Raw genomic sequence first — 24,055 nt, 5'->3', positions numbered from 1 at the left:
GCCGTCGTGACCGGTCCGGTGCCCGGGAGCGGCCGGATCGGGAGCGGCCGGCTCAGGAGCGGCCGGCTCAGGAGCGGCCGGCGCGCCACTCCCGGTGGAGCAGCCAGGCGAGGTAGAGCCCGCCCAGCCCTCCGGTCAGCACCCCCACGGGAAGCTGACCGGGCGTGGGAAGCCGCTGCGCCGTCAGGTCGGCGGCGGCCAGCAGCAGGGCGCCGGTCGCCGCCGCGGCGGCGACGCCCGGACCGGGGGCCCGGGTCAGTCGCCGGGAGAGCTGGGGGGCGGCGAGCGCGACGAAGGTGATGGGCCCGGCGGCCGAGACCGCCGCTCCCGAGAGCGCCACGGAGGCCAGCAGCAGCGCGAGCCGGAGGCGCTCCACCCGCAGGCCGAGCGCGGCGGCCGTGTCGTCGCCCATCTCCAGCGTGCTCAGCGACCGGCCCAGCGCCAGGGTGACGGGGAGCAGGACGGCCAGCGCCGCCGCGACCGGCCACACCCGCTCCCAGCCCGTGCCCGCCAGGCTGCCGACGAGCCAGACCTTGGCCCCCTCCGACTCGTAGAGGTCCGCCCGGGAGAGCAGGTAGGCGATGACGGAGTGGAGCATGGCGGTGACGCCGAGGCCGACGAGCACCAGGCGGGTGCCCTGGACCCCGTTCTTGAAGGAGAGCACGTAGACCAGCAGGGCCGCGGCCAGGCCGCAGACCAGCGCGCCCCCGGCGACGGCCGGGGGGGCCGAGGTCCCGGCGACGAGGATCACCAGGACCGCTCCCGCGGCGGCGCCCGCGTTCACCCCGATCACGTCCGGGCTGCCGAGCGGGTTGCGGGAGAGGCTCTGTACGACGGCGCCCCCGGCGCCGAGCGCCGCCCCCACCAGGAGGGCGAGCAGCACCCGGGGCGCGCGCAGCTCGTAGACGACCATCTCGCTGGTGGCGTCGCCGTACCCGAACAGGGTCCTGGCCGCGTCGCCGACCGAGACCGCCGAGCCGGTGCCCAGCGCGGCCAGCCCCACCGCCGCCGCGGCGGCGAGCAGGACCAGCACGACGGCCGACGCACGGAGATGGACCCGGGCGGAGATCCGGCGCGACGGGGTGCGCACGATGCGGTAGACGCTCACAGGCCCTCCTTCGCCGGCCCCGTGAGAAGGCGGCCGTGCCCATCGGTTCGTTCGTTCACAGGCGGACGACCTTCCGGCGGCGCAGGAGGTAGACGAAGACGGGGGCCCCGACGAAGGCGGTGACGATGCCGCTCTCCAGCTCGCCGGGCCGCATCACGACCCGGCCCAGGACGTCCGCGGCCAGCAGCAGGGCCGGGGCGAGCACGGCCGAGTAGGCCAGCACCCAGCGGTTGTCGGGGCCGGTGAAGGCCCGCACGGCGTGCGGGGCCATGAGCCCGATGAAGCCGATGGGGCCCGCCGCGGCGGTCGCCGCCCCGCAGAGCAGCATGATCGCCCCCGCTCCGGCGAGCCGGATCCGGCCCGGGCTCGCCCCCAGGCCCTGTCCCGCCTGCTCGCCGAGCGCGAGGGCGTTGAGCCCCCGCCCGAGCCCGAGGGCGAGGACGGCGCCCACCACGATGAACGGCGCGACCTGCCGGACGACCTCGGCGTCCCGCCCGGCGAGCGCGCCGATGTCCCAGAAGCGCCACTTGTCGAACACTCCGGCGTTCAGTGTGAGCACCGCGTCGATCACCGCGAGGAAGGCCGCGCTGACCGCCGCCCCGGCCAGCACCAGGCGGGCCGGGCTCGCCGCGCCCCGGCCCGTCGCGCCGAGCGCGTAGACGGCGGTCGCGGCCAGCGCCGCTCCGGCGAAGGAGAACCAGACCCAGACCCGCATGTCGACGATGCCGAGCAGAATGGCGCCGACCACGGCCAGCGAGGCCCCGGCGTTCACACCGAGCAGGCCGGGGTCGGCGAGCGGGTTGCGGGTGAGCGCCTGCATGAGCGCCCCCGCCAGGCCGAGCGCCGCGCCGACGCAGAGCCCGAGCAGCGTCCGCGGGATGCGCAGGTCGTGGATGATCGCGGCGGTCTCCCCTCCGTCGGGCCGCCACAGTTGCTGCCAGACCTCCGCGGGCGGGATCGCCTGGGCGCCGACCGCGAGGCTGAGCACGGCCACCGCGGCGAGGACCGCGAAGGAGGCCGCAAGCCCCGTCCACCGCATCAGGTCTCCTGCTCATAGAATTACTTAGGAGAGGCTTACCTTATCTTTACCTGCGCGGCGGAGTCACATCGGAGGGCCCGGGCGGGCCGGGACGGGGGCACCCGCCCGATTCGTTCGCAAGCCTTCCCAGCAGGCCCGGCCGCCGTTCCGCCCCGCCCGTCGACCGGTTGCGCCTCGGTCACCGGGCAGGACCGCCCGAGAGCGGACCACGGCCCTCGTGCCGCCGCGGCCGGCGCGTCACGCTCCCGGGGTCAGCGGCCCCGGGTGAGGATCGCGGCGCTGCCGTAGGATCCGCCGAAGCCGGTCACCAGCGCCGTCTCCCGGTCCCCCCTGAGCTCCCGTACGGCCTGCGCCACGTTGTTGAGCCCGTGCACGTAGCCCTCCGAGAGCAGCCCGCCGTGCGGGTTGACCGCGGCGTGCCGCCTGCGGAGCAGGAACTCCCCGAGCTCGGCGCGGGCCGCCAGGCCGAAGTCCTCCAGCTGGCGGGGGACCAGCCACGAGTAGGCGTCGTAGAGCAGCGCCACGTCCACGTCGCCCGGTTTCATGCCCGACCGCTCCCAGAGGAGGGGCGCGAGGTGACCGGAGAAGATCTGCGTGACGTCCGGTGAGCGGTCCATGGACGAGCAGCCGGGGCCGCCGCCCCGGACCACGGCGTGGATCCGGGGGGCGCCGGGCGCCAGCCGGGCGTCGCGGACCACCAGCGCGCACGCGCCGTCGGTCTCCTGGCAGCAGTCGACGGTCCGCAGCGGCGAGCAGACGTACGGCCGGGCCAGGTAGTCCTCCAGGGAGAGCGGGTCCCGGCGCAGGGCGCGGGGGTTGGCGGCGGCGTTCTCCCGCGACTGGGCGACGACCGCGTGCAGGTGCTCCTCGGTGAGCCCGGTCTCGTGCAGGTAGCGCTGGGCGGCCAGGGCGAACATCGGGATCGGGCCGGCCATGCCGTACGGGCGGGTGAAGCGCTCCTGCGGGCCGGTGGAGACGGTGTTCATGCGCGTTCCCGAACGGCCGTTCAGCGCCCGGTAGACCAGGACCGTGCGGGCCAGGCCCGAGGCGACCAGCATGGCCGCGTCGCCCAGGATGGAGGCCGCCTGGGTGCCGCCGCCGGTGATGTCGTTGTGCCAGCCCAGGGGCTCGATCCGCAGCGCCGCGGCGACCTGGACCACCGGGGCCGAGTCGTTCAGGTGGTAGCTGAGCACCGCGTCGACCTCGCCGGGCTCGACGCCCGCGTCGGCGCAGGCCGCGCGGGACGCCTCGACCGCGAGCTCCAGCTCGGTCCTGCCGGAGCTCCGCGTCAGGGCCGTCATCCCGATCCCGGCGACGGCCGCCCGGTCCCGCATGAACCCTCCGCAAGGAGCCGTGTCACCCGCCGGGGCGGGGCGCGATCCGCCCCGGCGGGTGACGCCTGTGGGCCGCCCTCCACCGGGCCGCCGTCCGTCACGCTAACGCGGGCCGACAACTTAGGCAAGCGCTTGCTCGGTTAACATGCGGCGGCCGGTCCCCGGCTCCGGCCGCCGGCCGCCGACCGCCCCGCCCCGCCCCGCTCGGCCCGGCCCCCGCCCGGTCAGGAGGAGACGGGCTCGCGGTCGACCTCGCGGGCCACGGCCGCCCACTCGTCCAGGTCGCGCAGCCGCGCGAGGAGAGAGGCCCGCATGTCGTTCTCGGCCTGCCCGCCCAGCGCCAGGCGGAGCGGAGGGTGTTCGGCGTCCACGACGGCCAGCATGGCGCGCGCCACCCGGGCCGGGTCGGCGAACGCCTCCGGCGGCAGGTCGCCGAGGGACCGCTGCACGGCCCGCACCGTCGGGTCGTAGTCGGGCGCCGGCTCGGCGAAGGCGAGGTTGGACAGGAACGCGGTGGCCGTGTAGCCGGGCTCGACCAGCGTCACCTTGACGCCGAGCGGCGCCAGCTCGGCGGCCAGCGCGTCGGACAGGCCCTCCAGCGCGTACTTGGTCGCGGCCAGCAGCCCCACTCCCGGGTGGGCCGTCTGCCCGTACACCGACGAACCCTGGAGGACGTGCCCGGAGCGCTGGGCCCGCAGCACGGGCAGCGCGGCGCGCAGCACGTTCAGGGCCCCGAAGACGTTCGTGTCGAAGACGGCCCTGGCCTGCGCGTCGGTCACCTCCTCGACCGCGCCGAAGAGGCCGTACCCGGCGTTGTTGGCGACCACGTCGAGGCGGCCGAACTCGGCGACGGCCCGGTCGACGCCGGCGCGCACCGCGGACTCGTCCCGGACGTCGAGCTCCAGGGCGAGGAACCTGCCGGGGAGGCGCCCGGCGAGATCCGCGACGTCACCGGCGCGGCGCGCCACCGCGGCGACGCTGTCACCGCGGCCGAGGGCCGCGAGCACCAGCTCGCGGCCGATCCCGGAGGAGCCGCCGGTGACGAACCAGGAGCGGCCGGCGGTCGTGGGCCCAGTGGCCATGGATTCTGCTGTGATCGACATGGTTATGACCGTAATGCTTTTACACATAACTAGCAAGCCTTAAAACTCACAATCGTTATTCGCCAAACCACTTTGCTCCATGGTTGACTATCATGCTGAACGTGGTGACCGATCAGGGGCGGCACAGTCCCCTCAGCCCGCCCGAAGCCGCGGACCTCGTGCTCGGCTTCGTCAACACCCGGCCGATCGCCGGGCAGGAGGAGCGGCTGGCCGACGCCCCGTCGGCCGCGCTCTGGCTGCGCGCGGCCGGCCTGGTCCCCCCGGAGGCCCTCGTCACCGAAGGGGACGCCGCCACGGCCCGCGAGCTGCGGGAGGCCCTGGTCGCGGTCCTGCTCGCGCACGCCGGCGAGCCGGACGGCGACGGCGCGCCGCTGGAGGCGGCCGAGGCGTACCTGCGGCGGAGCGGGGCGCTGTACCCGCTCTCGCCCGTCGTCACCGCACAGGACGTCCGGCTCCTCCCCGCCCACACGGGCGTGGCCGGGGCCTTCGGCAGCCTGCTCGCCGCCGTGGCCGAGCTCGCCCGGCACGGCACGTGGACGCGCCTGAAGGCCTGCCGCAACCCGCCCTGCCATCTCGGGTTCTACGACCGCACCCGCAACTCGTCCGCGGCGTACTGCAGTCCGAGGTCGTGCGGGGCGCAGGTCGCGATGCGCTCCTACCGCAGCCGCCGCGCCGCGGGCGGGACGGGCCCCGGAGCGTAGAGGCCGCAGCACGGACACCGGCGGACGGGGACCGGCGGACGGGGACGGCGGGGAGACGCCCGCCGCCGGGCGCCCGGAGATGCGGGCGGGAAGATCAGAAATCGGTTCCCGTCGTCTAGCATCACCAGGAGAGTGATCAGCCTGGGGCCGAGGAGAGCGTCATGGACGACGAGCAGGCGCCCGCGGGGATCGACCCGACGATCCCGAGCGTGGCCCGGATGTACGACTACTACCTGGGCGGCAAGGACAACTTCGCCTCCGACCGCGAGGCCGCCGAGAACTTCATGGCCGCGGTTCCGGGTGTCCGGGAGGTGGCCCGGGCCAACCGCGCCTTCCTCCGCAAGGCGGTGGCCGAGATCGCCGGGCAGGGCGTGCGCCAGTTCCTCGACATCGGCTCCGGCCTGCCCACCCAGGAGAACGTCCACCAGGTCGCCCACCGCATCATCCCCGACGCGAAGGTCGTCTACGTCGACAACGACCCCATCGTCATGGCCCACGGCCGGGCCCTGCTGGCCGACAACCCCCACACCGTCGTCGTCCAGGCCGACATGCGCGAACCCAAGGCCCTGCTCGACCACCCCGAGATCCGTGCGAACATCGACTTCGACCGGCCCGTCGCCGTGATCATGCTGGCCATGCTCCACTTCGTCCCCGGCGACGACGAGGCCGCGGCCATCGTCACCGCGGTCCGGGAGACACTGGCCCCCGGCAGCTACCTGGTGCTCTCCCACGGCCATCTCGGGACCACCTCCGCCGAGGAGCAGGCCAGGGCGAAGGACACCTACCGCCCCGCCAGCGCCGGGTCGATCACCCCGCGCGGCCCCGCCCACCTGGCCGCCTACACCGAGGGCCTGGAGGTGCTCGACCCCGGGATCGTCCCGGTCCAGGCATGGCGCCCGGAGTTCGAGGAGGACGCCGCGTACGACCTCGGCAAGCCCGGCATCCTCGGCGTGGTGGCGCGCATGCCGTAGCCGCGCCCGTGCGGGAGGCCGCAACTATTGGCTAGCTGTACTATCCAATGATGCGGATATCCCAGCTCAGCGCCGCCTCGGGCGTTCCCATCCCGACGATCAAGTACTACCTGCGTGAGGGCCTGCTCCCCGCCGGGGAGCAGACCTCCGCCACCCGGGCCGAGTACGGCGCGCGCCACGTGCGGCGGCTCCGCCTGGTCCGGGCGCTGCTGGAGGTCGGCCGCCTGCCCATCGCCGCCATCCGCGCGGTGCTCAAGGCCGTGGACGACGAGACGCTGAGCATGCACCACGTGCTCGGAACCGCCCACTACGCGATCGCGCCGGCGATCGAGCCCCATCCCGACGCCGAGGCCTGGCACGCGGCCCGCTCCGAGGCCGACCGGCTCATCGCCGACCTGGGCTGGCAGGTCGACGCCCATGCCCCCACCCGTGACGAGCTCGCCCAGGTCATCCTCACCCTCGACCGGCTCGGCATGCCCACCACCGGCGAGGCCCTGCGCCCCTACGCGGAGACGGCCATGGAGCTGGTGACCGAGCACGAGATCGGCACCATCCCGCTGGACCGCACCCGCGAGGAGGCGGTGGAGGCCCTGATCATCGGCACGGTCGTGCACGGCCGCGCCCTCGACGTCCTGCGCCGCCTGGCCCAGGAGTCCGCCTCCGCCCGCATCTTCGGGACCCGGGCCGGGGGCGCCGACCGGGGGCCGGACGCTACTCCCTGAAGGCGACCGGGCGTTTGAGCAGCCAGAGGGCGGCACGCTGGAGGATCGTGCGGTGGACCGGGCTGTCGTAGGAGCGGGTGTCGTGGCCCAGGGCGTCGTAGAGGACCCGGCCGCGCCGTACCGGGCGGGCCCAGATCAGGGGCTGGCCCTGCGAGGAGGCCAGGGGCGTCACGTCGGGCAGGACGGACAGGTCGCTGTAGACCTCGTCCACCAGGTCGAAGTCGCGCAGGCCGTCGACGACCGGGTGACCGCCGTGGACCCGCACCGTGGCCCAGCCCAGCGGCGGGTGATGGGACTTCTGCCAGTCCCAGCAGGCGCCCAGCACGCGGGGCCAGCCCTGCCAGTCGTCGAAGCAGATCGGGGCCGCGTGCATGCAGAGCAGGCCGCCGCCCCGCTCCAGGTGGTCCAGCAGGGCCGTACGGGCCTCGGCGGGCAGTTCGAAGCGCCACCGGGCGCGCTGCCCGGCGAAGCGCTCCTGGCGCATCCGCCAGCGCAGGGCGTTGACGGTGATCAGCTGGTACTCGGGGGCGTCGGCCAGGCCGCCGGCGATGTCCTCGGTGACGTCGGACTCCACGCCGACCTCGGCCAGTGCCTGGGCCAGGGCCGCGGAGGTCGCGGGGAAGTCGTGGTACAGGCCTCCGGAGAGGATCAGGTTTCGGGCCACGGCTCCACTTCAACACGGAAGCGGGCCGGTCGCCACCGGATGGCCGCAGCCTGCGGCATGACCGCAGCTCACAGCCGCGCGGACGGGGCTGTGAAATCTCCCCGTAACCCCGCTGCCTGGAGAAACGGACCTATGTAACATCCCGTTCACATATGGGCAATGGATGTGAAATCGCGACTTGCGACTCTTTGAGGGCAGCAGACCCCTCCATCCTCAAGGACTCCGGCGATGACCTTCAAGGCTGAATACATCTGGATCGACGGCACCGAGCCCACCGCCAAGCTCCGCTCGAAGACGCGAGTCCTCGCGGACGGCGCCGAGCTCCCGATCTGGGGCTTCGACGGGTCCAGCACCAACCAGGCCGACGGCCACTCCTCCGACCGCGTGCTCAAGCCGGTCTTCACCTGCCCGGACCCGATCCGCGGCGGCGACAACGTCCTGGTCCTGTGCGAGGTCCTGGACATCGACATGACCCCGCACGCCAGCAACACCCGCGCGCTGCTGACCGAGGTGGCCGAGAAGTACGCCGACCAGGAGTCCTGGTTCGGCATCGAGCAGGAGTACACCTTCTTCAAGGAGGGCCGCCCGCTCGGCTTCCCGATCGGCGGCTTCCCGGCCCCGCAGGGCGGCTACTACTGCGGCGTCGGCGCCGACGAGGTCTTCGGCCGCGACGTCGTCGAAAAGCACCTCGACCTGTGCCTGGAGGCGGGCCTGAAGATCTCCGGCATCAACGCCGAGGTCATGCCCGGCCAGTGGGAGTTCCAGGTCGGCCCGGCCGGCCCGGTCGAGGTCTCCGACCACATGTGGGTCGCGCGCTGGCTGCTCTACCGCGTCGCCGAGGACTTCGGCATCGCCGCCACCCTCGACCCCAAGCCGGCCAAGGGCGACTGGAACGGCGCCGGCGCGCACACCAACTTCTCCACCAAGGCGATGCGCGAGGGCTACGACGCGATCATCACCGCCTGCGAGGCGCTGGGCGAGGGCGACAAGCCCTTCGAGCACGTCAAGCAGTACGGCCACGGCATCGAGGACCGCCTCACCGGCCACCACGAGACCGCCCCGTGGAACAAGTACAGCTACGGCGTCTCCGACCGCGGCGCCTCGGTCCGCATCCCGTGGCAGGTCGAGGTCGAGAAGAAGGGCTACATCGAGGACCGCCGCCCGAACGCCAACGTCGACCCCTACGTGGTGACCCGCCTGCTGGTGGACACCTGCTGCTCCGCGCTGGAGAAGGCCGGCCAGGTCTGACCCGTGACCGCGGGCGCATCCGCCCGTGACGAGAGAGGCCGTGGACACCCTGCCGGGGGCGTCCGCGGCCTCTCTCGTCGTCTCCGCCCGGTCGTCCGCGAGGGCGGGCGCCCGTGTTCCGGTATGACATCCTTCGAACTGGTTCGCCGAGAGTGCAGGGGGAGACAGGCGTGAACAAACCGGTCATCATGACGGTCGACGACGATCCGGGGGTCTCCCGCTCGATCGCCCGCGACCTGCGGCGCCGGTACGGGAACGCCTACCGGATCGTCAGGGCCGACACGGCGGCGCAGGGCCTGGAGAGCGCCAGGCAGATGCGGCTGCGCGGCGACGACCTCGCGGCGGTCCTGGCCGACTACCGGATGCCCCAGATGAACGGCGTGGAGCTCCTGGAGCAGGTCATGGACCTGTACCCGCACGCCCGGCGGGTGCTGCTGACCGCCTACGCCGACACCGACGCGGCGATCCAGGCGATCAACGTCGTGGACCTCGACCACTACCTGCTCAAGCCGTGGGATCCGCCGGAGGAGAAGCTCTACCCGGTGCTCGACGCCCAGCTCGACGCCTGGCAGCGCACCGACCGCCGGGCCGCCGGCGAGCTCCGGGTGGTGGGGGCCCGCTGGTCGGCCCGGTCCTACGAGGTCCGCGACTTCCTGGCCCGCAACCACGTCCCCTACCGCTGGCTCCTGGCCGACGACCCCGAGGGGGCGCAGCTGCTGGCCGCGGCCCGGGCGGACGGCGGTGCCGGACCGGCCGCGCTGCCGCTGGTGGTCACCGCGGAGGGCGCCGTGCTGAGCGCTCCGGCCACCGCGGACCTGGCCGCCGCCGTGGGGCTGTCCACCTCCCCGGCTACCGACTTCTACGACCTGGTCGTCATCGGCGGCGGCCCGGGCGGGCTGGGCGCGGCGGTCTACGGCGCCTCCGAGGGGCTGCGCACCGTGCTGGTGGAGCAGCACGCCTCCGGCGGGCAGGCCGGGCAGAGCTCCCGCATCGAGAACTACCTCGGTTTCCCGGACGGCGTCTCCGGCTCCCAGCTCGCCGACCGCGCCCGCCGCCAGGCGCTGAAGTTCGGCGCCGAGCTGCTCACCGCCCGCACCGTCACCAGCCTGGAGGCCAGGGGCCGGACCCGGGTGGTCGGCTTCGCCGACGGCGGCAGCGTCGCCGCGCACACCGTGATCCTGGCGACCGGCGTCTCCTACCGGCGGCTGGGCGCCCCCGGCCTGGACGACTTCATCGGCGCGGGCGTCTACTACGGCGCCGCGGTGACCGAGGCGCCGGAGTGCCGCGGCTGCGAGGTCTACGTCGTCGGCGCGGCCAACTCGGCCGGGCAGGGCGCGGTCCACCTGTCGGGATACGCCAGCACGGTCCACCTGATCGTCAGGGGCGACGGACTGGAGAGGTCCATGTCGCACTACCTGATCGAGCAGATCGCGCAGATCCCGAACATCAGGGTGCACACCGGGACCCAGGTGGCCGGCGCGCAGGGCGGCGACCACCTGGAGCGGCTCACGCTGAAGGGCCCGGAGGGCGAGCGCACGGTCGGGGCCGAGCGATTGTTCGTGTTCATCGGAGCCGAGCCGCTCACCGACTGGCTCGGCGACGCCGTCGAGCGGGACGCCAGGGGCTTCGTCCTGACCGGCCCCGACCTCGCGGCCACCGGGGACCGGCCGCGCAACTGGCCGCTCCACCGCCAGCCGTACCACCTGGAGACCAGCGTGCCGGGCGTGTTCGCCGCCGGCGACGTCCGCGCCGACTCGGTCAAGCGGGTCGCCTCGGCCGTCGGCGAGGGCGCGATGGCCGTGGCCCTCGTCCACCGCTACCTGGAGAAGGCGTGATCGACAAGGAGACGCTGCGCGGGCTGTTCCTCTTCGAGAGGCTGGCGGAGGACCGGCTCGACTGGCTGGCCGCGCACGGCGCGGAGCGCGAGGCGGACGCGGGCGAGCAGGTCGTACGGCAGGGCGACCCGGCCGACTGCTTCCTGGTGCTCGTCGAGGGCGAGGTGGTCATGTCCACCCTGACCCCCTCCGGCGCCGTCCCGATGGCGCCCACCTCGCAGGCCGGCGTCTACGCCGGGGCCACCTCCGCCTACCTCGGCGAGCGCGCGCCGGAGACCTACACCCACTCGCTCCACACGACCAGGCCCTCGCGGTTCTTCGTGCTGCCCGCCGCGGAGTTCGGCCGCATCATGGGCGAGTGGTTCCCGATGGCCGTGCACCTGCTGGACGGGGTGCGCCTGGGCGGCCTCGCGCAGCGGGACCTCATCGACCGCCGGCAGCGGCTGACCGCCCTCGGCACGATCACCGCCGGGCTCACCCACGAGCTCAACAACCCGGCCGCGGCGGCCGTGCGGGCCGTGGGCGAGCTCCGGGAGAAGGTCCGCTCCTCCCGGCGGCGGCTGGCGGAGCTGGCGGGGGCGGGCATCTCCCCCGACCGGCTGCGCGCGCTGGTGGACCTGGAGGAGCGGTGCGCGGACGGCGCGGGGAACGCGCCCGCCCGCTCCCCGCTGGAGGTCTCCGACGCCGAGGACGAGCTGGGCGACGCGCTGGAGGAGGCCGGCGTCGACGACGGCTGGGAGCTCGCCTCCCCGCTGGTCGCCGCCGGGTTCGGCCCGGAGGGGCTGGAGAAGGTCCGCGGCGAGATCGGCGAGGACCACCTGCCGGGGGCGGTGCACTGGCTGGCCGAGGCGGTCGAGATCTCCCAGATGCTGGACGAGGTGGCCGACGCGACCGAGCGGATCACCTCGCTGCTGGCCTCCGCCAAGCAGTACTCCCAGATGGACCGCGCGCCGTACCGGACGGTCGACGTGCGCGAACTGCTGGACAGCACCCTCACCATGTTCCGCGGCAAGATCCCGCCCGGGATCACCGTGGCCGCCGACTACGATCCGGCGCTGCCGCCGCTGCCCGCCTACGCCGGCGAGCTCAACCAGGTCTGGACCAACCTGGTCCACAACGCGCTGGACGCGATGGACGGGACGGGCACGCTGACCGTCCGCACCCGTCTGGAGTACGGCACCACCGCCCTGGTCGAGATCTGCGACACTGGCCCCGGCGTGCCCGGGCACCTGCGCGAGCGGATCTTCGAGCCGTTCTTCACCACCAAGGCGGTCGGCGAGGGCACCGGGCTGGGCCTGGACATCTCCTTCCGCATCGTGGCCGGCCGGCACGGCGGCGACCTGCGGGTGGAGTCCGTCCCCGGCGACACCCGCTTCCAGGTCCGCCTCCCCCTCGCCGAGCAGCCGGGCGCCTGACCCCGGCCCGCTCCCCGAAGGTGACATAAGCGCATTTTGGTTTTTTGGGGTGTTTTGCGACTTATGTGAAAATTAGCCTGGGAGAGACCTCCGGCACGCCAGCCGGTCCAGCCCTTCCAGGAGGAAGCCATGGCGACGTTCATGGACGTCCATCGCGGCATGACGGGCATCACCGACGAGCAACTCCGCGAGGCGCACGCCGCCGACCTCGCGATCCAGGACGAAGAAGGCGTCTCCTTCGAGCACGCGTGGGCCGACCCGGACTCGGGCGTCGTCTACTGCCTGTCGGAGGCTCCCAGCCCGGACGCCGTGCAGCGCGTCCACGAGCGGGCGGGCCACCCCGCCAGCGAGATCCACCCCGTTCCGCTGGCCGTCTGACCGGCGCCCCGGCCCTCCCCCTCGGCGGGGCCTCCCCGGTCTCAGGAGCCGTGGACGCCCCCGACCACGTCCATGAGCCGGGCGAGGACCCTGCCGCCGGAGACCCGGACGCCGTCGTGCTCCCACTCGTTGGTCACCCAGGCCCGGACGCCGCCGACGGCGCGGGCGGTCTCCATGGACAGGCGCTCGTCGACGTACATGTCATCGTAGTAGACGGCGGCGGCCACCGGGACCTCGTTGGCCGCCAGCCGTACCGGGTCGTAGAGATCGGGCCAGTCGCCGGCGGCGGCGAGGATCCCGGCGGCGCCCTTGAAGGGACGCAGGGCGGCGATCTCGTCGAACATCCAGGGGTAGATCATCTCCCCGGTGGGCAGCAGCGGGCGGGCGTGCTCGGCGAACTCCGCCGGAAGCAGCCGGTGCGCCGCCCACTCCGTGGCGGAGCCCTGGGCGTAGATCGACTCGTGCAGGACCGCGTAGAGCGGGTTGCCCACGAAGCCGGTGGCCGTCATGACCTCGTAGCGGAACGCGGCCGACAACTCGCCGCCGGTCCAGGCCTCGTCGAGGAGCCAGTGCAGGTACTCGGCGCCGTCGCCGGCGCCCAGGCACATGCCGAGGGTCTGCAGGCGGCGCACCGTCAGCACGTCCCCGTCGGGCAGCAGGACCCTCTCCCGGCCCAGGTGGTCGGCTATCGCGTCCAGCCGGGCGCTGTCGCCGGGGTAGCGGGCGAAGAAGCGCTCCGCCTTGGCGCGGACCCGGGGATAGGTCCGGGCGTAGACGTCCTCGGCTCCGGCCCTCAGGCCGGGCAGGCCTCCGGTGACGTAGCAGGCCTTGAGCCCCTCGGGGGCCCGCGACAGGTAGGTGAGGGTGATGAACCCGCCGTAGCTCTGGCCGAGGGTCTCCCAGGGCCGGTCCCCGCAGAGCCGCCGCCGGATCAGCTCGGCGTCGGCGACGATCGCGTCGGCCCGGAAGCGCCTGAGGCAGGCGGCGATCTCCGCGTCGGACGGGACCGCCCCGGCCGCGGGGAGGCCGGGCAGCGTGGCGGCCGTGACGGGGGTGCTGCGGCCGGTGCCCCGCTGGTCGAGCAGGAGCACCCGGTGGGTCTTCAGCGCGTGGCCCAGCCAGCCGCCGGCCGCCGTGGGCCGCGGGGACTTCCCGCCCGGCCCGCCCTGCAGGAACAGCAGCCAGGGCAGGTCGCGGTCCCGCCCGGCCGGATCGACCGCCTCGCGGGCGAAGACCTCGATCATGGGCCCGCCGGGGTCGGCGTGGTCGAGGGGGACGGTGAAGACGTGGTCGGTGAGCTCGACACCGGGCAGCAGGACGGTCACCCGCGACACGGTACCCGCCCCGCCTCCGCGGACGGCGCGGGCGCCCTCCGGACGGGACCGCCGGCGTGCGCGGCCCCGGCGTCACGGGGTTCCCCGGCGCAGCCCGTCACCTGGACCGTCCCCGGTGGGCACTGATACGCTCCCAAGCGAGCGCTTGGTTTCGTACGGCCAGCCGTACCCGGAGCGCGGCACGGGACACACCGAGACGACCGCCAGGGGACGCCGATGAAGTTCTCGACCTTCCACCTCTTCCACCGGTTCGACGGCCAGAGCTTCAAGGAGGTCTACGACTACCACCTGGAGCTGGCCGAACTCGCCGAGGAGCTGGGCTTCACCGGGGTGCGGCTGGCCGAGCACCACTTCCGCGACTACGGGGTGGTGCCGAACCTGTTCACGATGCTCTCCCACCTGGCGGCCCGGACCGAGCGGCTCCGGCTGGGCACCGGGATCGTGGTCCTGCCGCTGCACAACCCGGTCCACGTCGCCGAGGAGGCGGCCATGGTGGACCTGCTCTCCGGCGGGCGGCTGGAGCTGGGTATCGGGCGCGGCTACCAGAGCTTCGAGTTCGAGGGCTTCGGCATCGACCTGGCCGAGGCCCGCGACCGGTTCAACGAGGCGCTGGAGGTGATCCTCGGCCTGTGGACCGAGCCGGTCCTCCGGCACGAGGGCAAGTTCTACCGGACCGGCGCGGAGGTGGAGCTGGTCCCCCGGCCCGTGCAGGACCCGCACCCGCCGGTCCACGTCGCCGCGGTCTCCCCGGAGACCGTGACCATGTACGCCGAGCGCGGACTGCCCGTCCTCGCCGACCCCGCCGCGCCGTTCCGCAAGGTGGTGCAGGCCGCGCAGACCTGGCGGGAGACCGCGGAGCGGGCCGGGCACGACGTGGCCAAGGCGGAGCTGGTCGTCGCCCGCAGCGTCTACGTCGCCCCCACCGCCGAGCAGGCCCGCGAGGACCAGGCGCGCTTCGAGGCGATGTTCGACCGGGCCCGGATCTTCAACGAGAAGAGCGCGCCGATCGACCCGAGGACCGGCAAGGCCGCCCAGGGCTTCGAGTACTACCAGGACCGCTATCTCAAGGGCGGCTCGGTCTCCAACGACTTCCGCTGGGAGCAGCTGGAGGTCATCGGCGACCCGGAGCGGGTGATCGGCCAGATCAGGATCCTCGAGGACGCCGGCTTCGCCAACCTGCTCTGCGACTTCGGCAGCACCCGGCCGATGCCGCTGGACGACATGAAGAAGGTCATGCGGTTCTTCGCCGCCGAGGTCATGCCCGCGTTCCAGTGATTCCCCCGTCCCCCCAGGAGGCGCGATGATCCACCAGCTGACCCTGTCCGACGTCCTCGCCGAGCACGCCCGCAGCCGCCCGCAGGTGACCGCGGTGGTGGACGGCGAGGTACGGCTCACCTATCCCGAACTCGACGCGCGGGTCACCCGCCTGGCGAACGCGCTGGCCGCCCGGGGGGTCGCGGCCGGGGAGCGGGTGCTCTGGCTCGGCCAGAACTCGCACGCGGTGCTGGAGCTGCTGCTCGCCTCGTCCCGGCTCGGCGCGGTCTTCTGCCCGGCCAACTGGCGGCAGTCGGCCGACGAGCTGGCCTTCGTGCTGGACGACCTGGCGCCGAAGGCCGTGGTCTGGGAGCGCTCCGAGACCGCCGGCCCGCTCAGCGGGGACGGCTGGATCGCCGCGGGCGCCGACTACGAGGAGTTCCTCGCGGGCGGATCCGCCGAGGCCGTACCGGAGTCCGGCGACGACGCGGCCCCGGTCCTGGCGCTCTACACCGCCGCCTTCGACGGCCGCCCGAACGCGGCCCTGCTCAGCAGCGCCGCGCTCGTCGCGCACAGCGCCTCGCTGCTGGTGGTCCGGCAGATGGAGCCGGGGTTCACCTTCCTGAACAACGGCCCGCTCTTCCACGTCGGCACGATGATGTTCTGCCTGGCCACGCTCCAGATCGGCGGCACCAACGTGTTCACGCCGGCGTTCGACGCCGAGGAGGTCTGCCGCCTGGTCGACGCCGAGAAGGTCACCCAGGCGTTCCTCTTCGGCCAGATGATCGACGCCGTGGTGGCGGCCAACGCGGGCGGCAAGTACGACCTGTCCTCGCTGCGCTTCGTCTCGCACTCCGCCGAGTGGGACGCGATGACGACCGTGGACGACTCCCCGTGGTGCCGCTCCAAGATGGGCGGGTACGGCCAGACCGAGGTGGGCGGCATGCTGACCTTCCTCGGCCTGGCCCCGGACGCCGCCGGGTTCGCCGGGCGGCCGTCACCGCTGGTCCAGGTCCGCATCCTCGCCCCGGACGGGAGCGAGGTCCCGCCGGGCGAGACCGGGGAGATCTGCGCACGCGGCAAGTCGCTCTTCTCCGGCTACTTCAACCGGCCGGAGCTGAACGAGGCCAGGAGCCGGGGCGGCTGGCACCACACCGGCGACCTCGGCCGCCGCGAGGCCGACGGCACGATCACCTTCGTCGGGCCCCGGCTGCGCATGATCAAGTCCGGTAACGAGAACGTCTACCCGGCCGAGGTCGAGCGGGCGCTGAGGACCCATCCCGCCGTCGCCGACGCCGCGGTCATCGGCGTGCCCGACGAGCGGTGGCACCAGGCCGTGAAGGCCGTCGTGGTGCTGAAGGACGGCGGGACCGCCTCCGCGGAGGAGATCGCCGAGCACGTGAAGGGGGCGCTCGCCTCCTACAAGAAGCCCCGGCACGTCGAGTTCGCCGCGTCCATTCCGAAGAAGGGCTTCACCCCCGACTACGACGCCCTCGACGCCGCCTACGGCGGCGGCAACTACCCCGGCTCCTGACGGCCCGCGGGTGCGTCACTCCGCCTCGGCGTTGTGGCGCACCCCGCCTTCCAGGACGTCGAGGAGGTCCGTGGAGTGGCGCAGGAGCTGCCGGGCCAGCTCGGAGCTCTCGCTGATGGCCACCTCCCACAGGTCCTTGGCGGCGTCCTGCTGCCGGGACAGCACCACCAGCGCGGAGCTGGACGACAGCGCGATCAGGAAGCCGTGGCTCAGCAGCGGGTGGCCGCCCGGCAGGTTCGCCCCCCGGACCCGCCAGTTGCCGTGCTGCGCCACGTCCGAGCCCAGCACCAGCACCAGCGGGCAGCGGGCCAGCAGGACGCGGTAGATGACGGCCAGCTCGGCGTTCCAGCCGTGGCCGTCGGGCAGCAGGAACCCGATGACCGGCGGGACCGGCGCCTGGGCGATGGGCCCGGCCAGAGTGAGGGTGAGAGTGTTGATCTCCTCCCAGCTCAGCCCGCTGGACACGTGCGCGCCCGCCTCGACGGCCAGGTCCCAGTAGGAGGACTCCTGCTCCGGCGGGGCCTCGCGCAGCCGGATGGGCGCCCTGGGCTGGGGCACCGTGTCGGGCAGCTCTCCGGGGCGGCCGTGGAAGTAGCCGCGCTGGTAGTTCCCGCCCAGGCTGCGGCCCATCAGGTGGCCCGACTGGTCCTCGACGTTCTCCACCAGCAGCGTCGCCCGGCTGTGCTGGGCCTCGCTCAGCGCCGCCGCCAGCGCCTGGCCCATGTACGCCCGGCCGTTGGTGAGCAGGTAGTGGTCCAGCTTGACCACGTCGGGTTCGAGCACCGGCAGCATCGCCAGGCCCGCCGGGCTGAACTCGATGTCCCCGATCGACACCCCCCACCGCGCGGCCCGGGCGCGCCGTACCGTCTCCAGCACCTGCCGGGGGTGGCGGTCCATCGCCTCGCCGGAGAGCTCGACCAGCACCCGCAGCTGCCGGGTCGCCTCCCACACCACCGGGAGCAGGTCCTCAGGGCACTCCACGATCAGCGAGTCGGCGGCGACGTTGACGAACAGCGAGACCGCGCCGGGCATCTTGCGGGCGAGCATCTGGCGGAACGCCTCCGCGCGGCAGATCCAGTCCAGTTCGCCCGCGCGGCCCACCGCGCGGGCCGCGGCGAACAGCCGGTCCGGGGCGCGCAGCGGCGTGTCCCGCGGGCCGCGGCTGAGCGCCTCGAAGCCCACCACCTGGTTGTGCACCACGTCGAGGACCGGCTGGAACTCGACCTCGACCAGCCGGTTCTCGATGATGCGGGTGATCAGGTCGGTGTGCTGGGTGATCCCCACCGGCTGCTCGTGCGAGGGCCGCAGCTGCGACGTGCTCAGGGTCGTCGACGACGTCCCGGCGTGGGCGGCCGGGGCGGGGGGAACCGGGGCGGGGGGAACCGGGGCGGGGGGAGCCGGGGCGTCCTGCTGGTCGGATCGCTTCTTCCCCCACAGCGTCCCCGGGTTGAAGCCGGGACGGTCCTCCTCCGGGCGCTCCCAGAGGATCCACCGGGTGGAACGGTCTTCTGCCATGGTCGGTCCCCTCCTCGGGACGCGCGTGCCGGGAGGCTCTTCACTCCACGCGCCGCCCGGTGGCACATCCCCGGCGGCGGTACGGCAGGTTCCGGCCTGCGTCGTCTCATCGGCCGCGGCCCCCGCCACCTGACCCGAAAACGGATGGGATCGTGCGAATCCTCCGGCCTGCCCGGTTCAGAGGATCGCGAGCGGGTTGATGGGGCTGCAGGTCCCTCCCTCGATCTTGAGGGGGGCGGCCACGAAGACGAAGTCCCCGCCCGTACGGCCCGCGCACGCCTCGGACAGTTCCTCCAGCCAGAGCATCTCGGCCAGGTGGATGCCGTGCCGCCAGAGCAGGATCAGGTGGAGGTCGTCCGCCAGGTCCTCGTCGGCGAGCTGGCGGGCGTTGAGGCCGCCGATGGCGGCGTTGTCGGAGGCGACCATCGCGACGTCCCGGGCGGCGAGCCAGCGGCCCCCGTCCGCCGACAGGCCGGGCTGTCCCGACCAGTACTCCTCGGGGGAGCTCTGCCAGGCCAGCGGCCAGCCGGTGCGGACCACGGCCACGTCACCGGGACGCACCTCGCCGCGGATCTCCTCCAGGAGCTCCCCGGAGATCCGGAAGCCCGCGGGCAGGCGGTCGAGGCCGAGATGCCGGGGGACGTCGAAGAGCACCCCCCTGGCGACGACGCCGCCGGCGTGCTCGATGCCGCAGCGGGTCGCGCCGTACGATCTGACCCGGGCGGCGGGGTGGCCGTTGTAGAGCTCCTCCCCCGCCCACATGTGGCACAGCGCGTCCATGTGGGTGGTGGTGCCGTGCGGGGTGACGACGACGGCGTCGTCCGCCATCCTGAGCCCGGCCCCGACGGGGCGGGTGCCGGCGGCGTAGTCGCCGCCGTCCACCGACATGAAATGCTGCGGGAGCGGGCGGCCCCGCAGGTGCGGGACCGTCGTGGGAGCGGGCGAGGAGGTGGCCCCCCTGATCGGCATGGCCAGGCTGATCACCTGTCCGGTCGCGGCCGAGGCGAGGGCGGCGAGGACCGTGGCCGGGGTCAGCAGGTTCAGGGTCCCGCGCTGGTCGTCTGGGCCGAAGCGCCCCCAGTTGCTAGGCTGATCAACCAAGCGATTGCTCACTTTCACGAGGCGGGTCACAGTGGCGGATGACGAGGTCCCGGGCTCTCCCGGGGTGCGGACGGACGGGTGGTGCGATCCCCGGTTCTCCCGGGTGCGCGAGGTGTTCGACCGGCACTTCGCCGACGGTGAGGAGCTCGGCGCGGCGTTCGCCGTCCAGCTGGACGGCGAGCCGGTCGTGGACCTGTGGGGCGGCGTCGCCGACCGGCGCACCGGGCGCGCCTGGGAGCGCGACACCCCCGTGCTGGCCTACTCGTGCACCAAGGCGGTGACCGCGACGGCGGTCCTGCTGCTGGCCGAGCGCGGACTGCTCGACCTCGCCGCCCCGGTCGCCGACGTCTGGCCCGGGTTCGCCCGCGGCGGCAAGGAGCGGATCACCACGCTGCACCTGCTCACCCACCAGGCTGGGCTGCCGGCGATCGAGGATCCGGTCCCGCCGGAGGAGTTCGAGGACCAGGCCGCCATCGCCGACCGGCTGGCCCGCCAGGCGCCGATCTGGGAGCCGGGAACGGCGCACGGCTACCACGCGCTGACCTACGGGTTCCTGCTGGGCGAGGTGGTCCGCCGGGTGTCGGGCAAGACCGTGGGCGAGATCACCGCCGCCGAGATCGCCGGCCCCGCGGGGCTGGAGCTCTGGGTCGGCGCCCCGGACGACGTGGCGGCGCGGGCGGCGCGCCTGTCCGCCGGGGAGCGCGCCGGGCCGGGGGGCGCCGGACGGCCCGGGACCGGGGAGCCGCCCGCTCCGGCGGAGACCGACGCCGGGGTCCCGGCCTCCGGAGACGGCCCCGGCGGCGGGGGCTCCGCGGCGGCCGGGCTGCCGGGGCAGGGGCCGGGCGACCCGCTCTACGAGATGGCCAGGGCCTCCATGGACGCCGGCAGCCTGATGAACCGCGCCCTGGGCAACCCGCCGATCCACCGGCTGGCCGGCGGCGCCAACCACCCGGTCATCCTGCGGGCGGGCTGGCCGGCGATGGGCGCCGTCACCACGGCCCGCGGTCTGGCCGGCTTCTACCGGGAGCTGGTCGCCGGGCGGATCCTGCGCCCCGAGACGCTCCACGACGCCGTGCGCCGCCGCGTCGAGGGGCCGGACCGGGTGCTGTTCGTCGACAGCTCCTTCGGCCTGGGCTACATGCGCCCGTCCCTGACCTTCCTCACCCCGGCCCGGGGCGCCGGGACCGCCTTCGGCCACACCGGCATGGGCGGGTCCCTCGGCCTGGGAGACGTGGAGCACGGCCTGGCCATGGCGTACACGATGAACAGAATGGCCGGCGCCGTCTCCGGCAGCCTGCGCGCCTACCGCCTGGCCGAGGCCGTCTACGACGCGCTCGGGCGGTGAGACCGCCCGCCCGGGGGCGCACGCCGTGAGGGTGACCGGGGCGTGCGCCCCCGCGCGGACGGCGGAGCCTCCCCCGCCCGGCGCCCCGATCAATGCATCGTGACGCCCCCGCTGACCGACAGGGTCTGGCCCGTGACGTAGGCCGCCCTGTCGGTGCAGAGGTAGGCGACGAGTCCGGCGACGTCCTCGGGAGCGCCGAGCCTGCGCAGCGGGATGCCTCTGGCGATCTTGTCGACCAGTCCCGGCTTCTCGGCGTCGATCCTGCGCAGCATCGGGGTGTCGGTCGGCCCCGGGCAGACCACGTTGGAGGTCACGTTCCCCCGCGCGGCCTCCCTGGCGAGGGTCTTGGCCAGGCCGAACAGGCCCGCCTTCGTCGCCGCGTAGGCGCCCTCGCCGCCGGACCCGGCCCGCGCGCCGTCCGAGGATATGAAGACCAGCCGCCCCCACCCCCGCTCGGTCATGCCGGGCAGCAGGAGCCTGGTGAGCAGCATCGGCGCCCGCAGGTTGATCCGCCACATCAGCTCCCAGTGCTCCGGATCGCCGGTGACGAACGGCTCCACGATCGACACCCCGGCGTTGTGCACCAGGATGTCCACCGGCCCCGTCCGGCCGCAGAACTCCTCGATGGAGGCCGGGTCCGCCAGGTCCACCGCCAGGTGCGTGGCCCCGGCGAGGGCGGCGGCGGTCGCGGCGGCCCCGGGCCCGTCGATGTCGGCGACGACGACGCGGGCGCCGAGGGAGGCGAGGTCCCGGCAGATGGCGGTGCCGATGGCGCCGGCTCCGCCGGTGACGACGGCGGTCCTGCCGTCCAGGCCCATGCCCCGCATCACTTCCAGGCCTCCGCCACCTCGGCGGCGGTCACCCTCGCGGCCAGCAGGCTGACGGTGTTCCGCAGCACGGCCTGCGCGTAGTCGTCCGGGACCCCCGCCACCGCGTCGGTCACCACCGCCACCCGGTAGCCCAGGTTCACCGCCTCCAGGGCGAGGCCGGGGATGCCCAGGTTGAGCGAGAGGCCGGTGGCGACGACGGTCGAGACGCCCAGCGAGCGCAGGGTCGTGTCCAGCGAGGTGCCGGTGAACGGCGAGAAGCCGTGGTAGCGGCGCGACTCCAGGTCCCCGGGGCCGAGCAGGGCCGGCAGGACCTCGACCGCGCCGGTGCCCTCCAGCATGTGGGCGGGGTCCTTCAGCAGCGCGGTCACGAACGGGCAGTTGGCGGTGTGCGATCCGGCGCGGTCGGCGCGGAAGGCGGCGGTGCAGTGGATCACCGGGACCCCTGCGGCGCGCGCGGCGGCCAGGACCGCCGCGGCGTTCTCCGCCACGCCCCGGCGCTCGCAGACCTCCACCAGTTCCGGGAACCGCGTCAGGTCGCCGGCGACCCCGCGCTGCATCTCCATGACCAGAACCGCGCTGCGCCCCGGCGGGGCCAGGGCTCCCAGATCGACCGGCATGCGACCTCCACACCCGCGAAATGACACGAGCGCTTGCTTGGTTATGTGGGCAGAGCGTAACACGGGACGGAGCACACGGCTCTCCACTCGACGTGATACTCGGATCACACTCCGCCAAAGTTCGCGAAGCATGACAACCGGCGCCCCGGGTGAGACCGTCGAACAAGGCGACGGCACTCGGGAGGGGACTGCATGGTTCCGGGATACCGCGAGGTTCGAGAGCTCGGCACCGGGGGCGGTGGCCGCGTCGTGCTGGCCACTTACACCGGAACCGGCGCCTACGTGGCCATCAAGTACCTGAACTCCGCCATGAAGGACGACCGCCTGTCCGTGGCGCGTTTCCGCCGGGACGCGCGCACCCTGGTCGACCTCGACCACCCCAACGTGGTCCGGCTGTACGAGTACTACGAGGACGTGCTCGACGCCGCGATCGTGATGGAGCTGGTCGACGGCGTCCCGCTCCGGAGGATCCTCTCCACCGGTGGCGCGACGGGCCCCGAGGCGGCGCTGGCCCTGTTCAAGGACGTGCTGCTGGGCCTGGCGAAGGCGCATTCGCGGGGCGTCGTGCACCGCGGCTGCAGGCCGGAGAACGTGCTGGTCCAGGCGGACGGGAACACGAAGCTCTCGGACTTCGGCCTCGGCGCCCCGGCCGGGAGCGCGGCGGCCGACCTGTACGCGGCGGCCCGGGTGTTCCTCGAATGCCTCACCGGGCGCGCCCCGCGGCCGGCGGACCTCGCCGGGACGCCGGGCCCGGCCCTCCCGCAGGCGATCCCGGGGCCGGTGTGGCGGCTGGTCGCGCGCGGCACCGCGGAGAACCCGGCGGACCGGCCGCCGACGGCCCGGACGTTCGCCGCGGAGCTCGACGTGGCCGCACTCGCCGCCTGCGGGCCGGAGTGGGAGCAGCGCGGGCGGCGGCGGCTGGCCGAGCGGGCCACCCTGCTCGCCCTGGACTTCCCGCTGGCACGGCCCGCGGCGCCGCCGGCCGGCCCGGCCGCCCGCGCCGCGGGCCGTGCCGCGGGGCTCTGGCGGCACGGCCAGTGGCGGAGCCGGCGGCCGGGGGCGCGGCTGGCGCTCGTCGCGGGCGCGGCGGCCGTCGCGGTCACCGCCGCGCTGGTCGCCGCCGACCGGCCGGCCGACCCGCTCGCCTCCGACGCGGTCTTCACGCCGCGGCCGGGGCCGGACTCCGCGGGCGGGGCGGGCGCGCCGGAGGGCACGGCGGGACCCCGGTCCGGTTCCCCCGCCCCCTCCGGGGCCACGGAGCGCTCGCGGAACGTCGCCGCCGACCGGCCCGCGTCCCCGCGGTCCTCCGCCCCCGTCCGCCCGGCCGCCACGCCGCCGCCGAGGAGCGTCTCGGCCGTCCCGGTGAACCCGCCTCCGGCGCCGCCGGATCCGACCGGGGAAGCCCGGACGCCCGCCGGATCCCCGTCCCCCACCGGCGGGCCGACGCCTCCCGCCCCCCGGCACGGGGTCAGCGGCCTGGCCGTCGCCGGGGTCGACGGGGACGGCGCCACGATCGCCCTGCGCGCCTCCACCGCGGCGGAGGTCGTCCTCACCGCCGGATTCGCCGAAGGGCCGGACCCCGACCGGCTCACGGAGATGGCCGCCCGCACCGTCACGCTCTCCGGCTCCGAGACCTACGTCCAGCGGATCCCGCACGTCTTCGCCGATCCCCCCTGCGGGCAGACCCTCTACCGCCGGGTCACCGCCGCCACCTCGCCTCAGGCCCCCGGCGGCGCGAGCTCCCTCCTCGTGGAGGTTCCCGGCGAGCCGTGCCCGGAGCCGGGCGGCTCCCCGTCCGGATCGCTCTCCGGCCCGCCCACCGGCGACCCGGAGGGCGAGCCGGAGAGCGATCCGGGAGAGGGCCCCGGGACCGACCGGGAGGGCGGCGCCGGGGACGGCCCGCCGGAGGGCCCGGCCGGGGATCAGGGGCAGGACCCGGCGGGCCGGGACGAATCCGGCGGCTACCACACCTTGTGAGCAAACCAAGCGTGCGCTAGCTTGGCGATC

Annotated in this window: 21 protein-coding genes; 11 read left to right on the top strand and 10 right to left on the bottom strand. The window is 74.3% G+C overall.

The window, feature by feature from the left end; all coding sequences use genetic code 11:
- Window positions 1-67: 67 nt before the first annotated feature.
- The 4 genes from FHS22_RS24335 to FHS22_RS24320 all read right to left on the bottom strand — a co-directional run bounded on the left by FHS22_RS24335 (window position 68) and on the right by FHS22_RS24320 (window position 4,584).
- Window positions 68-1,108 (bottom strand): FecCD family ABC transporter permease, encoded by a 1,041-nt coding sequence (locus FHS22_RS24335; protein ID WP_184945193.1) that lies wholly within the window; start codon window positions 1,106-1,108, stop codon window positions 68-70.
- A 55-nt stretch (window positions 1,109-1,163) separates the two neighbouring features.
- A complete protein-coding gene (locus tag FHS22_RS24330) occupies window positions 1,164-2,147 on the bottom strand; it encodes a FecCD family ABC transporter permease (protein ID WP_184945191.1) in 984 nt (327 codons plus the stop codon).
- 251 nt (window positions 2,148-2,398) lie between these two features.
- Window positions 2,399-3,481 (bottom strand): thiolase C-terminal domain-containing protein, encoded by a 1,083-nt coding sequence (locus FHS22_RS24325; protein ID WP_184945189.1) that lies wholly within the window; start codon window positions 3,479-3,481, stop codon window positions 2,399-2,401.
- 224 nt (window positions 3,482-3,705) lie between these two features.
- Window positions 3,706-4,584, bottom strand: a complete 879-nt coding sequence (locus tag FHS22_RS24320) for an SDR family NAD(P)-dependent oxidoreductase (protein ID WP_221474039.1) — start codon at window positions 4,582-4,584, stop codon at window positions 3,706-3,708.
- Between the two features lie 101 nt (window positions 4,585-4,685).
- Between FHS22_RS24320 and FHS22_RS24315 the strand changes: the two genes are divergently transcribed.
- The 3 genes from FHS22_RS24315 (at window position 4,686) to FHS22_RS24305 (ending at window position 6,978) form a co-directional block, all read left to right on the top strand.
- Window positions 4,686-5,285 (top strand): CGNR zinc finger domain-containing protein, encoded by a 600-nt coding sequence (locus tag FHS22_RS24315; protein ID WP_338047915.1) that lies wholly within the window; start codon window positions 4,686-4,688, stop codon window positions 5,283-5,285.
- Window positions 5,286-5,446: 161 nt separating this feature from the next.
- Window positions 5,447-6,256, top strand: coding sequence for an SAM-dependent methyltransferase (locus FHS22_RS24310; protein ID WP_184945187.1), 810 nt, complete (start codon window positions 5,447-5,449; stop codon window positions 6,254-6,256).
- Between the two features lie 50 nt (window positions 6,257-6,306).
- Window positions 6,307-6,978, top strand: a complete 672-nt coding sequence (locus FHS22_RS24305; RefSeq protein WP_184945185.1) for a MerR family transcriptional regulator — start codon at window positions 6,307-6,309, stop codon at window positions 6,976-6,978.
- Here FHS22_RS24305 and FHS22_RS24300 read toward each other — a convergent pair.
- The gene (locus FHS22_RS24300) at window positions 6,968-7,642 is read right to left on the bottom strand and encodes a ThuA domain-containing protein (protein ID WP_184945183.1); all 675 of its coding nucleotides are present in this window, start codon (window positions 7,640-7,642) and stop codon (window positions 6,968-6,970) included. The genes FHS22_RS24305 and FHS22_RS24300 overlap by 11 nt on opposite strands.
- Before the next feature lie 228 nt (window positions 7,643-7,870).
- Here FHS22_RS24300 and glnII point away from each other — a divergent pair, with 228 nt between their 5' ends.
- The 4 genes from glnII (at window position 7,871) to FHS22_RS24280 (ending at window position 12,518) form a co-directional block, all read left to right on the top strand.
- Window positions 7,871-8,890 (top strand): glutamine synthetase, encoded by a 1,020-nt coding sequence (glnII, locus tag FHS22_RS24295; protein WP_184945181.1) that lies wholly within the window; start codon window positions 7,871-7,873, stop codon window positions 8,888-8,890.
- 170 nt (window positions 8,891-9,060) lie between these two features.
- A complete protein-coding gene (locus tag FHS22_RS24290) occupies window positions 9,061-10,725 on the top strand; it encodes an NAD(P)/FAD-dependent oxidoreductase (RefSeq protein WP_338047914.1) in 1,665 nt (554 codons plus the stop codon).
- Window positions 10,722-12,140, top strand: coding sequence for an ATP-binding protein (locus FHS22_RS24285; RefSeq protein ID WP_184945179.1), 1,419 nt, complete (start codon window positions 10,722-10,724; stop codon window positions 12,138-12,140). Before FHS22_RS24290 ends, FHS22_RS24285 begins: the two co-directional genes overlap by 4 nt.
- Before the next feature lie 129 nt (window positions 12,141-12,269).
- On the top strand, window positions 12,270-12,518 hold the full coding sequence (locus tag FHS22_RS24280) for an SCO4226 family nickel-binding protein (RefSeq protein ID WP_184945177.1): 249 nt from the start codon (window positions 12,270-12,272) through the stop codon (window positions 12,516-12,518).
- A 41-nt stretch (window positions 12,519-12,559) separates the two neighbouring features.
- Here FHS22_RS24280 and FHS22_RS24275 read toward each other — a convergent pair whose 3' ends face one another.
- The gene (locus FHS22_RS24275) at window positions 12,560-13,843 is read right to left on the bottom strand and encodes an alpha/beta fold hydrolase (protein ID WP_338047913.1); all 1,284 of its coding nucleotides are present in this window, start codon (window positions 13,841-13,843) and stop codon (window positions 12,560-12,562) included.
- A 225-nt stretch (window positions 13,844-14,068) separates the two neighbouring features.
- Here FHS22_RS24275 and FHS22_RS24270 point away from each other — a divergent pair, with 225 nt between their 5' ends.
- On the top strand, window positions 14,069-15,127 hold the full coding sequence (locus FHS22_RS24270) for an LLM class flavin-dependent oxidoreductase (RefSeq protein WP_184945175.1): 1,059 nt from the start codon (window positions 14,069-14,071) through the stop codon (window positions 15,125-15,127).
- Between the two features lie 25 nt (window positions 15,128-15,152).
- Window positions 15,153-16,640, top strand: coding sequence for an AMP-binding protein (locus FHS22_RS24265; protein ID WP_184945173.1), 1,488 nt, complete (start codon window positions 15,153-15,155; stop codon window positions 16,638-16,640).
- Window positions 16,641-16,655: 15 nt separating this feature from the next.
- Here the strand turns inward: FHS22_RS24265 and FHS22_RS24260 are convergent, their stop codons facing one another.
- Both FHS22_RS24260 and FHS22_RS24255 read right to left on the bottom strand, forming a co-directional pair.
- The gene (locus FHS22_RS24260) at window positions 16,656-18,155 is read right to left on the bottom strand and encodes an EAL domain-containing protein (protein WP_184945171.1); all 1,500 of its coding nucleotides are present in this window, start codon (window positions 18,153-18,155) and stop codon (window positions 16,656-16,658) included.
- Window positions 18,156-18,332: 177 nt separating this feature from the next.
- Window positions 18,333-19,256, bottom strand: a complete 924-nt coding sequence (locus FHS22_RS24255) for a cyclase family protein (RefSeq protein WP_184945169.1) — start codon at window positions 19,254-19,256, stop codon at window positions 18,333-18,335.
- Window positions 19,257-19,287: 31 nt separating this feature from the next.
- Here FHS22_RS24255 and FHS22_RS24250 point away from each other — a divergent pair, with 31 nt between their 5' ends.
- A complete protein-coding gene (locus FHS22_RS24250) occupies window positions 19,288-20,601 on the top strand; it encodes a serine hydrolase domain-containing protein (protein ID WP_338047912.1) in 1,314 nt (437 codons plus the stop codon).
- A gap of 89 nt (window positions 20,602-20,690) precedes the next feature.
- Here the strand turns inward: FHS22_RS24250 and FHS22_RS24245 are convergent, their stop codons facing one another.
- Both FHS22_RS24245 and FHS22_RS24240 read right to left on the bottom strand, forming a co-directional pair.
- Window positions 20,691-21,428, bottom strand: a complete 738-nt coding sequence (locus FHS22_RS24245; protein WP_184945320.1) for an SDR family NAD(P)-dependent oxidoreductase — start codon at window positions 21,426-21,428, stop codon at window positions 20,691-20,693.
- Window positions 21,428-22,048 (bottom strand): isochorismatase family protein, encoded by a 621-nt coding sequence (locus tag FHS22_RS24240; protein WP_184945167.1) that lies wholly within the window; start codon window positions 22,046-22,048, stop codon window positions 21,428-21,430. The genes FHS22_RS24245 and FHS22_RS24240 overlap by 1 nt, the downstream gene beginning before the upstream one ends.
- Before the next feature lie 192 nt (window positions 22,049-22,240).
- Here FHS22_RS24240 and FHS22_RS24235 point away from each other — a divergent pair, with 192 nt between their 5' ends.
- Window positions 22,241-24,025: a serine/threonine-protein kinase gene (locus FHS22_RS24235; protein WP_184945165.1), complete on the top strand. Its 1,785-nt coding sequence runs from the start codon at window positions 22,241-22,243 to the stop codon at window positions 24,023-24,025.
- Window positions 24,026-24,055: the final 30 nt, after the last annotated feature.

The organism is Thiemannella venezuelensis (assembly GCF_014203605.1).
Classification (GTDB): domain Bacteria; phylum Actinomycetota; class Actinomycetes; order Streptosporangiales; family Streptosporangiaceae; genus Planomonospora_A; species Planomonospora_A venezuelensis.
This window is presented reverse-complemented; position numbering and strand designations above follow the sequence as displayed.

Bases quoted from the DNA above. Each gene is read 5' to 3' on its own strand.
- FHS22_RS24330 (WP_184945191.1), bottom strand. From the start codon at position 2,147: ATGCGGTGGACGGGGCTTGCGGCCTCCTTCGCGGTCCTCGCCGCGGTG.
- FHS22_RS24325 (WP_184945189.1), bottom strand. From the start codon at position 3,481: ATGCGGGACCGGGCGGCCGTCGCCGGGATCGGGATGACGGCCCTGACG.
- FHS22_RS24320 (WP_221474039.1), bottom strand. From the start codon at position 4,584: ATGTCGATCACAGCAGAATCCATGGCCACTGGGCCCACGACCGCCGGC.
- FHS22_RS24310 (WP_184945187.1), top strand. From the start codon at position 5,447: ATGGACGACGAGCAGGCGCCCGCGGGGATCGACCCGACGATCCCGAGC.
- FHS22_RS24305 (WP_184945185.1), top strand. From the start codon at position 6,307: ATGCGGATATCCCAGCTCAGCGCCGCCTCGGGCGTTCCCATCCCGACG.
- glnII (WP_184945181.1), top strand. From the start codon at position 7,871: ATGACCTTCAAGGCTGAATACATCTGGATCGACGGCACCGAGCCCACC.
- FHS22_RS24280 (WP_184945177.1), top strand. From the start codon at position 12,270: ATGGCGACGTTCATGGACGTCCATCGCGGCATGACGGGCATCACCGAC.
- FHS22_RS24270 (WP_184945175.1), top strand. From the start codon at position 14,069: ATGAAGTTCTCGACCTTCCACCTCTTCCACCGGTTCGACGGCCAGAGC.
- FHS22_RS24265 (WP_184945173.1), top strand. From the start codon at position 15,153: ATGATCCACCAGCTGACCCTGTCCGACGTCCTCGCCGAGCACGCCCGC.
- FHS22_RS24260 (WP_184945171.1), bottom strand. From the start codon at position 18,155: ATGGCAGAAGACCGTTCCACCCGGTGGATCCTCTGGGAGCGCCCGGAG.
- FHS22_RS24245 (WP_184945320.1), bottom strand. From the start codon at position 21,428: ATGCGGGGCATGGGCCTGGACGGCAGGACCGCCGTCGTCACCGGCGGA.
- FHS22_RS24240 (WP_184945167.1), bottom strand. From the start codon at position 22,048: ATGCCGGTCGATCTGGGAGCCCTGGCCCCGCCGGGGCGCAGCGCGGTT.
- FHS22_RS24235 (WP_184945165.1), top strand. From the start codon at position 22,241: ATGGTTCCGGGATACCGCGAGGTTCGAGAGCTCGGCACCGGGGGCGGT.